We start from the raw sequence: 12,452 nt of genomic DNA on the forward strand, positions 1-12,452 counted from the left end.
ATTCTCCGTTGGAAATTTTGCTTTTTAAATTTCGCCGGAGCTGCGGGGATTTTTTGTAAGCCAAGAGCAAGAGGGAGTCGCAGTTCACTCCCTTTTAGTCTGCTCTTTACAAAAGAATGGGCGAAGCGCCACGATCTTGATTTTGACTTAGACCTTGATTTAGATTTTTATTCAAATCTAGAAATCATTAGCTAACTAAATCTGCTAACAAGCTTTGGGGAAGTTATGAGTTAACTTCATTAGAACACTCTGATGAATCCAACTCTAATCGTCTTTTACTGTCTCGTTACCCCACAGCTTTGAATTTTTATCACTGTCTATGAGCGGAATGTTTTTCACTTAAGCCTGCCAATATTTTGATTTTACGTGGTTATCTTTTCACTTGCCCATATTGATGGTTTTTAAAACTGTATTTTTTAAATTAGCGACTTGAAGGCTGTCATTTTTCAACTAAATTTGAAATTGAAAGCCTTGATTGAATTTTGAGCGATAGTGTTTTAAGTCGTGGGATTGATACGGTTAAGTTATAAATCACAATACCGACTTCAAAATATCAAAAAGTTCATAAAACATTTATTGATTTTTGGATCTGTTTTTGATTAATTAGCCTCAATAATCATGCGCTATCAGTGTGGTTTGTTTATTAAACGGTGTGCTTTTAAATAGTGCATTATCAAAGGTATGTGTTGATTTAAGGGTGTTGGCATATATGTATAACACAGCAAAAAAACAAGTTTGGTTTGGTGAGCTTCGCACATCGAGAGGCACTTCTATTGTTGTCCATGACAATCAGTTGCCAGATGCACCTCCGGGGCGGATCTATTTATTCAATGTCAACCGAAACACCATCGGTGAATACGTTGAAGATATCGTTAAAGTTAACTTGCATGAGCTTGAAACTGAACAGTTACAAACGGTCAAAGCCGAGCATAATGAAGCTTGGATAGCTGCACGTTCTGAGTTTATGGTTAAGCACGAAGCGCACATTGAATTGTCTTCGGTTCCAGACTCTGCGCCTACGACTAAATCCAAAGCGATACCAGCATTAGAAGAGCCTATGGATGAGGTATTAGATGACGATGATATGGAATTTGAAGATACTGGCTTTGAAGCGAGTATGAGTGACGATAGTGACGACTAATATCATCTAGTCCATTACTTTTACAATAAAGTACTTTTATCAAAAAGTACTTTGCTCGAATATTACTTTACTCAAACAGTGCTTTACTCAAATAGCACTTTACCCAAGCAAGCATGGCGTTGTTTTGCAGACATAATCAGATTAGATAAAAATGGCGCGAACTTTTACGTTCGCGCCATTTTTATTGCTGTGAGTTTCTGAACACTAAAAGGTCAAAGTTTAGATGACCTCGCCTTACAGAATACCAAATTCATAGCGGCTAGAGTGACGATAGGTGCCGCCAGCAGGTACCCAAGGGTCACCGGGTAAATCAGGCTGGTTAGGCGAATCTGGCAGCATTTGGGGTTCTATGCACACTGCTTGGTGTGATTGATAAACTTCGCCATTAAAACCGATAGCGCCTTCAAGGAAGTTTGCACCATAGACTTGAACTCCAGGCTGATTGGTATAAATCGTCATTGTGCGGCCGCTTTCAGGGCTTGAAAGGCAACCAAATCGAACTAAATCATCTGCAGTCTTTTGCAGTACATAGCAATGATCAAAACCATTAGTTGCCGCAAGTGCTGGACGCTGGGTTTGCTCGGAAAATACTGTGGCTTGGGATAAATCTAAATCACTGTTAGTCACTGAGCTCATTGCAATAGGCACGCCTACATCATTCATTGGTAAGTAATGCTGAGCATCCACTTGAATCTGATGTCGGGTATTGGTTTTGCTGCACGCGCCTTCTAAATTAAAATAACTATGTTGGGTTAAACTGATAGGGCACGATTTATCGACCTGTGCTTGCATGTCGATAAGCAGGTTGTTGTTATCTAACCGATAATCTAGTTGCACCTGGCAATTTCCAGGGAAACCCATATCGCCATCAGGACTTGTGAGGGTTAATCTGACACCGTCTTCTAGCGGTTGCATCTGCCATTGTTTTAAATGAAAGCCATCGGCGCCGCCATGCAAACAGTTAGTTGCTTGGTTAACATCAAGTTGATATTCGTGGCCTCGATAGCTCATTTTACCGTTGGCAATACGGTTAGAGTAACGCCCTGCAATCGCGCCTAAATAGGCTTGCTGCGCTAAATAGTCAGCGACACTGTCACAGCCTAAAACGATATTTGTCATCTCGCCTTGTTTATCGGCGGTCCATAATTGGTGAATGATGCCACCAAGACTTAATATTTCAACAGCCACTTTGCCGTTATCTAATCGAATCCGTTCAATTTGACCACCGCGCGGATCTTGCCATGGTTCAAGGGCTGTTATTTGAATCATTAAAGTCTCTTCCTGATGAGATGAGTTAACTTGAAGATTGCGACGACGTAAACTTGGTCATCGCTTAATCAATTCTTCCTGCGCCATTACTGGCTGAACATAGGTAAATAATGGCTTCTATTGCTGTTTCTTTAAGGTACTTGTCTTCAATCGCATTGACGACGAGATCAGTTAACTCGTGGTCAATTAACGCGACCACACAACCGTCACTCATACGCACGCCGCCACGGTTACCGATGACTTGTTTGATGATGCTGACTAAGGTGTCAATTTCTGGTGTGGTAATGTCAAAATCAGTCTTCATCGACTCATGGGATTGCGCCATTAATTGACTAAACCTTGGCATGTCATTTTGGCCTAGTGCGCGCGCGGCACTAATGGTGCGCTGATTTTCACTTAACACGTGTCTTGCTCTGGCAAATAACTCTTCACCTAATGCGTCTTTTTCACGATTAAGCTGAACTAGACTGACTTCTCGTAAAGACTCAACAGCCAATAAGTCATTTATTTCAGCACACTGTTGTTTACGTTTGTCAAAACGCTCAATCAGGCTTTGGCGATCAATGTTAGGATCAACGATCAATAAACTGAGGTTTTCAGGGATCGCGACAGGCTCACTATCGAGCTCCAAACAATCAATCAATAACGCATGATCGGCTTCAGCCAAGGCGCTAATGGTTTGATCCATGATCCCAGATTCAGTCTTGATAAAACGATGCTCGCCACGTTGGGCTATTTGAGCAATCGCTAAGGGAGACAAGTGAAGTTGACTGGCGTAGCTAATGGCGGTGCCGAATGCGACTTCTAAGGCCGCAGAAGATGACATGCCTGCGCCTAATGGCACATTGCCGACAATAGCAAGATCAAGCCCTTTTGCTTTCAGGCCCGATTGAAACATTGACGCGGTAAATCCTTTTAAATAATTGCCCCAGCTGCTTTGGTCTTGAGTTGACCCTTCTTCACCAAACTTCCACTGTTCTATTTGACCTGGAAAAGCATCAGTAACAGCTCTGAAGGTATTATCGCTACGTTCCTTAACCGCGATAACAGTGTGAAAATTGATTGCAGCGGGTAAAACGAATCCTTCGTTATAATCCGTGTGTTCGCCAATGATATTGACGCGACCTGGTGCTTGATACAGGTCATCAGCCGTAGTTCCAAATGTTTGTACAAACAACTTCATGGCTTTTTGAGCAGGATTAGACATACAGTTACAGTTCCAAAGAATGCCGAGTTACGTAATAGGCTACGCACTATGTTACTGACTAAGTTACGTACTAAGTGACTAATATCGTATTGACTTACTTAACCTTAAATTTAGTCGAAAGTGAGTTAATTGCGCTATAGATATGTGATTTATATCACGATTGGTCGGAGGTGTAACTAGGATTAACAATTTTGATTATATTTGGATATAAATGTGACTATTTTTGAGTTAATTCATACTGCTTTAGATACCCAATACCTATAAATAGGTATTGGGTTTGATGTATTATTCTGCTTACCGAATAATATTCGCGATTACTAATACCCGCTGACATATCCTCAATAAAAATATGCCAATGGGCGTCATTGCAATATCGCCCTGTTTCTAAGGCAGACCTAACAGCACTCATCCTTTTTAGTAATGCGACGGCTTAGAGCTGATTGACTGATCCCTAACATTTGCGCCGCAGCGGTTTGATTATTGGCAGTGCGGCTCATGGCTTCATCGATTAAGGCTTGGCTCATATCTGCTAATGTGGGTAATACTTGTGGGAAAATGATGCTATTTCCAACATGCTCAGCAGTCGACTTATGCTCATTAATCGCTTCCATAAAGGGCGAAATGTTTAATTGTATGCCATCGCTGCGACTGACAGCATCAAACACCATGCCTTTAAGTTCATGTAAATTTCCAGGAAAGTCATAGCATTTTAGTTGGTTGGCTAAGTCATTTGGTTGCTGTGGCGGTGCTAAATTCATTTCTGCAGCGGCCAATGAAATGAAGTGATTGATTAACATGGCGATATCTAATTTACGCTGCCTTAATGGCGGTAAATGAATTTTATGTGCCCGTAAGCGATAAAGTAGGTCACGTCTGAATAAGCCTTCTTGATTACGTGCGAGTAAATCATGTTGAGTTGAGGCAATGATACGGCAACTCACAGGATAAGGGCGATCGCTACCAATCGGATAGTATTGTTTTTGCTGCAAAACATCTAATAACTTTGCTTGGGATGACAAAGGTAAGTCGCCAATTTCGTTCAAATACAATAAGCCTTTGCCCACTTGATGTAACGCGCCCGCTTGTGACTTTCCTGGCTCTTGGCTCAATTGACCAAACAATTGCAGTTCAAATGCGCTTTCACTGATCCCAGCTAGGTTCACATTCACAAAAGGGGCTTCTGGACTATAAAGCTGGTGGCAACTTTTGGCGAATTCATCTTTGCCTGTGCCACTTTCCCCGTAAATCAATATCGGTTCAGGGCTGAATGCCACCGCCTCCAAGTATCTAAACTGATCCAGTAAATTAGGCTCACATGTCAGAATATTATTAAAGGCACTAGGTTGGGCCAAAGTCTTACTTAAAAAGCTTTCTTTAATGCGGTGATAATTACGTTCAAGCCCAACCACTTCCAGTGCACGGCGCACGGTTAAGGCTAAATCAGCGACATCATCGGTTTTAATAAAGTAGTTATAAGCCCCATTTTTAATGCAGCGCACGGCGGTATCAACTTCATTTACCCCAGTGACAATAATCACTCGGGTGTTGGGGTGTTCAAGGCGGATTTGAGCCAGCAAGTCTTCACCAGAATGAAATGGCATGGTTAAATCTAATAATACCAGCGCGTAATCCGTGCCTTCTAAGCGATTCATCACTTGACGACTATCAACACAAGTATCAATAACCGCCTCTGGTACTAAACGATTTAAGGTGACTGCCAGAGTACGTAACCAAGGCGCTTCATCATCGACTAATAAAATATTACGGGCGAGTTTCACGGGTTTAGCTCCTTGCTATCGTTATTAGTGTGCTCTTGTCTGTTGGAGTCAGTCATGGGACTAGCGTCTAAACCTTCCTGAACCAGTAGGCTGAAGGTTAAGCTGAAGCAGCTACCTTCGTTAACGGTTGAAGTGACTTTCATGTGTCCATGATGTTCTTTTAATATGCGGCTACAAACGGAGAGGCCTAAGCCACTGCCACCATGTGAACGTCTAGTGGTGAAAAAAGGCTCTGTTATGCGCTTTAATGTCGCTTTATCCATGCCGCTGCCGTTATCTTGCACACTGATGCCTGCAGCGGTGTCAGTTGAGAACGTTTTAATTAAAATCACCCCATCACCTGGGGGAGTCGCATGACAAGCATTTTGAATTAAGTTAATCATGACTTGATGAAGTTGCTGTGCGTCCCCGTTAATTTTGGGGCTAGGTTCTGCTAGCTCAATTCTGACCTGATAGCGCTTTAATTGATTCGCAGTTAATCGCTGCGCAACTTGTACTACTTCATTCAAACCAATGGCTTGATGATTTGAGGCAAGGTTGGGTAATGCGTAGCGTTTTAAGTCATTTACAATCCGCGAAATACGTTTGGCACTTTCTTCAACTACTTCGGTACTGTGACTTATTTCGGCAAATGCAGCTTGCGGATCAAGTCCTGCTACTAACCAAAAGGGGTTTTGTTGTTGATAATAATCCGCAGCAGGTTGTAGGTCTTTCATCGCTTCAGAAAACAAGGCGATTGAGTGAATGATGATACCGGTAGGGTTATTAATTTCGTGAGCGATACCTGCTGACAGTTCCCCGAGCGAGGCTAAGCGACTGGCTTCATCGTTGGCTTGGCGAAGGTGTTGCTGTTCGGTGTTTTCTTCAAGCAGTACTACGGCTTGTTCATCTGTGATGGGGTGAATTTGCATTTGCCAGTACTGGGCTAAATAGCCCATATCCGCGATGAAGGATTTCTTTGAGGTTATGACTGATTTGACACTGGTGGCTAAATCAAATGGAGTGCCGTCAACACAATGAAGTTTACTATGGCTGAGTAATTGATTGTTATCGTTACTCCATAGGCACTGCATTTGTTTATCAAAAATGGTCATGCCGTGTGGAATACCATTCAGCACAGCCTGAAACTGATGGGATAAGGATCTGATTTTTTGTTCAGCCATTTCTCGTTGTTGTAACTCAAGAGCTAAGGCTTCTGAGCGAAACTTTAAACTGCGGCTGACTGAAATGGTATACAGCATCCCTATAGCTGAGATGATGGATATCACGATAGAAAGAATAAGCATCTTTTTATGGGTTGAAGTGATATCGAACTTTTCACGCCCCATACCAAACCATTTATTAACTAACCTATCATACTCGCCAGAAATTTTGAGTTGTCGTAATGCATCATTGATCTCATGCAGTAATGCAGCGTCTTTGGGGTGACTAACAAAGGTGAATGCGCCGAAGATAAGCGCATCACTGGCACTTCGAACAGAAGGGTATTTGGGCTGCAGGCGACGTGCGACAAAGTTTTCAGCAAGTACCACATCGACTTCTTTAGTGATCAGTTTTTGAAAGCCCGTTTCGTATAAATCAACTTTTACTTGAGTAAAATCTTGCGGTTGATCCCTTAGAAAAACATCAACAAATGCACCTGTTTTTACCGCCACTCGTTTACCGGCTAAGTCAGACCAATTATCAATGTAATCTTCGCCTTGTAGCGTAAAAGCTTTGGCATGAGTGGCATAAATCGGATCTGATTGGCTTAATTCACGTCTTTTATTGATCGGGCTGACGACAGCCACCACATCAATCGGACTGTGAATATCATGCATATCAGTCATCAATTGTTGGAATGTCTTACGGCGCACCATAATGGGTCGATCTAGCAAATGGCCAATACTGTTCATTAATTCAACATGAAAACCTTGGTCAACACCGTTATCTCGCCACTCTAAAGGAGCTGTAGTGGAGTGCACCCCAAACACAATAGTTTCCTTTGCTAACGAAGGAAAGCTGATGACTAGCAATAAACAGAGTAGGTATTTCATTAAACGTTTTTCAATGAGTTGTATTGATTTCTTAATTGCACTTTAGCAAATCATAATCTTCATAACTGTGGCATTGGGCGTAAATTTGATAGAAAAAGTGGCGCTAAATATTACCAATAATGAGCAATTTGAAATATGGCTTTAATCAAAGGGAAGTGTGGGTTTGATCACTATCAACTATGCAAAAATGCATAGTGCTGAATTGGCTTATGCGCTTTTGCATAGTGAGAAAAGCCAGATGTGATCAGTTGTTCAGTTTGGAAACGAGTCTGCCAAGTTTGATTGAGCAAGCCTTAAAACAGGATAAAAATGGTAATAAATCAGGTTCAGTAGCCAATGTGATGCTTAATACAGCATGGCATGAAAGTGACGAATTAGCGTCATGGCTATTTTTAAGGAGTTACCATGAAATTAACACGATGCGCAGCTTTGTTAGCTGTTTTACTCGGTTCAGCAGGCCTTGCTGGCGGCGTGATGGCTGCAGACAATCTTGCTGACATGCATTCAGAAAATCAAGACTGTGAAAGCTGCCATTTACCCAGTGGCGAGCTATCTAATGACAGCCTGACTTATGAAAATGAGCAATGTGTGTCGTGTCATGGCACATTAGAAGAAGTCGCTGAAAATAATACTCGTGAAAACTACAATGCCCATGAATCTCACTTCCCTGGCGATGTAGCCTGTACTTCTTGTCACAGTGGCCATGAAAAATCAGTCGTCTACTGTGATTCTTGTCATAGCTTCGATTTCGATATGCCATTTGGCAGTAAGTGGGAACGTTATGAGCCTACCATTGCTGAACTAGCAAAAGACTCTGCTGACCGTAAAGCGGCATTGGCTAGTGCGCCAAGTGATACCGTTGATGTCGTGGTTGTTGGTTCTGGCGGCGCTGGTTTCTCAGCCGCTGTTGCAGCGACAGACAAAGGTGCAAAAGTCATTTTAGTTGAAAAAGAGCCTGTGATTGGCGGTAACGCAAAACTTGCAGCCGGCGGCATGAATGCGGCTTGGACTGATCAACAAAAAGCCAAAGACATTAAAGATAGCGTTGAGTCTATGTACAAAGACACCATGAAAGGTGGCCGCGACTTAAACGATCCTAAATTAGTTGATGTATTAACATCGCACTCAAAAGGTTCAGTTGATTGGATGACTGAAATGGGCGCTGATTTAAATGATGTTGGCCGTATGGGCGGCGCATCAGCTAACCGTTCACATCGCCCAACTGGTGGTGCAGGTGTCGGGGCTCACGTGATTCAAGTGCTTTACGATAATGCTCTAGAGCGTAACGTAGATATGCGCATGAACACCCGCGGTGTTGAAATCTTAAAAGATGATTCTGGTAAAGTGGAAGGTTTACTGGTTAAAGGTAAATACACAGGCTACTACTGGGTGAAAGCGGATGCCGTTGTCATGGCAACAGGTGGTTTTGGCCGCAACAACGAACGTGTATCTCAGTACGACCCTAAATTGAAAGGCTTTATCTCAACTAACCAACCTGGCGCAACAGGCGACGGACTTGACGTTGCTGGTAACGCTGGTGCAGGCATGACCGACGTTAAATACATTCAAGCACATCCAACTTTATCGGTTAAAGGTGGTGTGATGGTGACTGAAGCGGTACGTGGTAATGGTGCGATTTTGGTGAACAAAGAAGGCAAACGCTTCGTTAATGAAATCACCACTCGTGATAAAGCAGCTGCAGCGATTCTTAACCAAACAGGTAAAGTGGCATATTTAATCTTTGATGACTCAGTGCGTAAATCACTGAAGAAAATTGATAAATACATCCAACTTGGCGTGGTTCCTTCTGCTGACTCTCCTGAAAATCTAGGCAAGTTAGAAGGCATCGACGGTAAAGCTCTTACAGCATCAATTGCGCAGTACAACAAGCTAGTTGCAGCAGGTAAAGACACTGATTTTGAGCGTCCTAACTTACCGCGCGCACTGAATGAAGGTAACTACTACGCAATCGAAGTGACTCCTGGCGTTCACCATACAATGGGTGGCGTATCAATTGATGATAAAGCTGAAATCCTCTCTGAAGATAAGAAAGTGATTCCTGGTTTATACGGTGCTGGTGAAGTCACAGGTGGTGTTCATGGTGCTAACCGCTTAGGTGGTAACGCAATCTCTGACATCATTACCTTTGGCCGCTTAGCGGGTGAGCAAGCTGCGGCATACTCTAAAAAGTAAGTTTTAAAATGTAAGTCTTCATCAATAAGTTTAGCGATAACATTATTCCCCTTAATGTTATCAATGCAAAGTGAGCCAATTGGCTCACTTTTTTTTATGCTTTTTATAGGTGAGTGTTAAAGCGCATTTTTCCACTGTGGGTAAGTAACTTTCTCACGCTTAAGCTGACTGAGGTGGCCACCGAAATGGTTAAGGTGGCAAAAATAGCGACTAAAATTACGATTTGATACTTCACAGCAATAATTGGATCGACACCACCTAAAATTTGTCCCGTCATCATGCCAGGTAAGCTGACTAAACCTGTGGTTGCCATGGACGCTAGAATAGGCGCAAAAGATTGCTGTAGTGCAGTTTGCACAAAGGGTGCGGCAGCTTGTTTAGGGCTAGCACCTAACGCCAGAGCGCCGTGATATTGAGGCTGTTTTTCTTCAAATGCAGCAAACAAACGTTGCAGTGCAATAATATTGCCGCTCAGGCTATTGCCTAACAACATACCGGCAGTGGGTATCAGGTATTGGGCGCTATAAATCGGTGTCGGCTGAAATAGCCACAACATCATCACCAGTAAAATAGGCATGAGTCCAAGTAGCAGCCCAGTGCAGATAGGCCCCATTAACGGCCGTTTAGGTAATTTAGCTTTACTGATAATCGCACTAGCACCAACCAGTAGCATCACCAATAGCCAAGCGAGATTTACCCAGACATTATCGAGGTGAAAAAGATATTGCAGATACAGGCCAATTAAAGCCATTTGCAGCGTCATTCTCACCACGGCGATGGAGATCTCTTTACCGAGATGCAGTTGGTATGAGCGATTAATGGCAAAGGGGACGATTAATACCAACATAAACAGCCCAAGGGCAAGCCAACTAATATCCATAATCTATCCTTGGGTGTAAATGGCTGAAAGGTTAGTTAAACAAGTCGGCATATGTTATTCAAGCTAGGTTATTCAAGCTAGTGATTCAAACATAAAAAAGCGCCTTATGACAACATAAGACGCAGTTTTGATTTGGCTACATTGCCGCTAAAATAATCAGTCGGCAGCCATTACTCAATCAAGCTAAGGTTTGCTCAGATTAGGCGTTATTTCATTTTTAGCACTGGCTTTATCTGCACTCGTTTCTGCGCCATTGGCTGTTTGTTCACCTTCAGTTTTAGGCTCAAGTAATTCGTGGATGACGTTATCGACAAAACCTGCACCTGCTGCCTCATACAAGTTATAAACGCTGTTTACGCCTTGCTCTTTCAGTGATTCAGCATCTTCAGAGTACTGGACAATGGCACTAATTTTTCCTTGGTATTCGAGCTTTTTCAGTTGCTCAACGGCAAACATATTACCCACGTGATGCGGCATAGCCAGTAGGACTAATTCAAGCTTAGGGGCACGTTCAAGTTTTTCCCAAAAATCGGTATCGCTGGCATCGCCTTGTACAACATTACGGCCTTCGTTGCGATGAAAATCCACTAACTCTTGTTTGTGTTCAATCCCTAAAATTTCGCCGCTGTACTTACTGCGCAATTCATCATAAGCACCTGAACCAATTCGCCCCATACCTAAGATCAAAAAGCGAGGATTACCCACTGGGATTTGTCTATCCTCTGGGTGAAGTGGATGTTTTTCAATGGTAGTGAGTGTGTCATGGAAACGCTGATACAAGCGGTTTACGCTCGCATTTAATGGCGCAGCAATTAAGAAACTAATACTCAATGCCACCGCTAAAATAATTAACCATTCTGCTGGTAGCCAGCCTTTTTGCGCCGCAACCGCCGCAACAATCAGGCCAAACTCACTGTAATTACCTAAGTTAAACGAGGCAAACAACGAGGTACGAGCACGCAACTTAAAGCGGGTAAGGATGAAGAAAAACAGCAATACTTTAAACGGAATAAGTAACACTAATAACCCTGCAAGTCCCACATCTTCGATAGTGGGTAGACCATTTAAGCCAATGGTTAAAAAGAAGGCGACTAAGAATAGTTCTTTAAAGTAGTAAATTGACTTAGCGAGCTCAGATGATTTTGCGTGACCAGCAAGTAAAATACCCATGATCAGAGCGCCTAAATCAGGTTTTAAACCAACGGCTTCAAATACCCATGCACCCATGATAAGTGCCATGGATAAACCAAATAAGATCAGCATTTCACCGTGGCCCACTCGGTCAAATACTTTATAAATCACCGGTTTCAATAACGGTAGTAGCAGTAAACCTAAGGCATATACTGATGGAAATTCGCCTTTAGAAATCGTTAAGAACAATACCGCGAAGATATCTTGCATAATCAAGATACCAATGGCGATACGGCCATATAGTGCCTGGCCATCTCCGTTTTCATCGAGCACTTTAACGGCAAACACGGTACTTGAGAAACTTAAGGCAAAACTCAGCAGTAATAGTTGGTCTACCTCTAGATCAATCAGTCTATCTAGACCGACTAAACCCAAGAGTTTTAATATGGGCAAAAAGAACAAAATCGAACCGATTAAGTGCAGACTGGAACTGGCCCAAATCTCAGATTTAAGCAAGCTTTTTACATCCAGTTTTAAGCCAATAGCGAATAGCAGCAGCATAACGCCTAAGTCAGCTAGTTCTTGCAGTAATGGCACACTTTCATCTTGGACACCAAAAATAAACAGAATGAAGCCTGCTGCTAAATAACCAATAAGCGGAGGTAATCCGACTCGGCTAACGAGCATGCCGCAAAGCAGGGTAATGATGAAAATTGCTGGTTCCATAATGCCTTATTTCTAGTTGTTGAAAATGGGTTGTAGTTAAGTAGATTGTATAACAATAAAATTAACTTGATATTAAAATTTAAACCTATAT

The 12,452-nt window shown here is 42.5% G+C and carries 9 protein-coding genes; 3 read left to right on the top strand and 6 right to left on the bottom strand.

Annotated features, from left to right (window positions below):
* Both BCU84_RS20895 and BCU84_RS18115 read left to right on the top strand, forming a co-directional pair.
* Positions 1-195 (top strand): hypothetical protein (locus BCU84_RS20895; RefSeq protein ID WP_206747663.1); only part of this gene is annotated, 195 nt, incomplete at its 5' end.
* Positions 196-709: 514 nt separating this feature from the next.
* A complete protein-coding gene (locus BCU84_RS18115; RefSeq protein WP_102529467.1) occupies positions 710-1,141 on the top strand; it encodes a hypothetical protein in 432 nt (143 codons plus the stop codon).
* Positions 1,142-1,375: 234 nt separating this feature from the next.
* Here BCU84_RS18115 and BCU84_RS18120 read toward each other — a convergent pair whose 3' ends face one another.
* The 4 genes from BCU84_RS18120 to BCU84_RS18135 all read right to left on the bottom strand — a co-directional run bounded on the left by BCU84_RS18120 (position 1,376) and on the right by BCU84_RS18135 (position 7,368).
* Complete coding sequence (locus BCU84_RS18120) at positions 1,376-2,410, bottom strand: aldose epimerase family protein (protein WP_102529468.1); 1,035 nt, start codon at positions 2,408-2,410, stop codon at positions 1,376-1,378.
* 64 nt (positions 2,411-2,474) lie between these two features.
* Positions 2,475-3,617 (bottom strand): galactokinase, encoded by a 1,143-nt coding sequence (gene galK, locus BCU84_RS18125; RefSeq protein WP_102529469.1) that lies wholly within the window; start codon positions 3,615-3,617, stop codon positions 2,475-2,477.
* A gap of 395 nt (positions 3,618-4,012) precedes the next feature.
* Positions 4,013-5,395, bottom strand: a complete 1,383-nt coding sequence (locus BCU84_RS18130; protein WP_102529470.1) for a sigma-54 dependent transcriptional regulator — start codon at positions 5,393-5,395, stop codon at positions 4,013-4,015.
* A complete protein-coding gene (locus BCU84_RS18135; protein ID WP_346349197.1) occupies positions 5,392-7,368 on the bottom strand; it encodes a transporter substrate-binding domain-containing protein in 1,977 nt (658 codons plus the stop codon). Before BCU84_RS18135 ends, BCU84_RS18130 begins: the two co-directional genes overlap by 4 nt.
* Before the next feature lie 468 nt (positions 7,369-7,836).
* On the opposite strand from BCU84_RS18135, the gene BCU84_RS18140 reads away from it, so the two are divergent.
* The gene (locus tag BCU84_RS18140) at positions 7,837-9,624 is read left to right on the top strand and encodes a flavocytochrome c (RefSeq protein WP_102529472.1); all 1,788 of its coding nucleotides are present in this window, start codon (positions 7,837-7,839) and stop codon (positions 9,622-9,624) included.
* Between the two features lie 103 nt (positions 9,625-9,727).
* Here the strand turns inward: BCU84_RS18140 and BCU84_RS18145 are convergent, their stop codons facing one another.
* Both BCU84_RS18145 and BCU84_RS18150 read right to left on the bottom strand, forming a co-directional pair.
* Complete coding sequence (locus BCU84_RS18145; protein WP_102529473.1) at positions 9,728-10,504, bottom strand: ABC transporter permease; 777 nt, start codon at positions 10,502-10,504, stop codon at positions 9,728-9,730.
* Between the two features lie 183 nt (positions 10,505-10,687).
* A complete protein-coding gene (locus BCU84_RS18150) occupies positions 10,688-12,361 on the bottom strand; it encodes a cation:proton antiporter family protein (protein ID WP_102529474.1) in 1,674 nt (557 codons plus the stop codon).
* Positions 12,362-12,452 lie beyond the last annotated feature (91 nt).

The sequence above is a fragment of the Shewanella sp. 10N.286.51.B7 genome (assembly GCF_002873615.1).
GTDB lineage: Bacteria > Pseudomonadota > Gammaproteobacteria > Enterobacterales > Shewanellaceae > Shewanella > Shewanella electrodiphila.

What these genes read in the sequence shown, in the direction of transcription:
- BCU84_RS18115 (WP_102529467.1), top strand. Translation starts at nt 710, where the DNA reads ATGTATAACACAGCAAAAAAACAAGTTTGGTTTGGTGAGCTTCGCACA.
- BCU84_RS18150 (WP_102529474.1), bottom strand. Translation starts at nt 12,361, where the DNA reads ATGGAACCAGCAATTTTCATCATTACCCTGCTTTGCGGCATGCTCGTT.
- galK (WP_102529469.1), bottom strand. Translation starts at nt 3,617, where the DNA reads ATGTCTAATCCTGCTCAAAAAGCCATGAAGTTGTTTGTACAAACATTT.
- BCU84_RS18140 (WP_102529472.1), top strand. Translation starts at nt 7,837, where the DNA reads ATGAAATTAACACGATGCGCAGCTTTGTTAGCTGTTTTACTCGGTTCA.
- BCU84_RS18120 (WP_102529468.1), bottom strand. Translation starts at nt 2,410, where the DNA reads ATGATTCAAATAACAGCCCTTGAACCATGGCAAGATCCGCGCGGTGGT.
- BCU84_RS18145 (WP_102529473.1), bottom strand. Translation starts at nt 10,504, where the DNA reads ATGGATATTAGTTGGCTTGCCCTTGGGCTGTTTATGTTGGTATTAATC.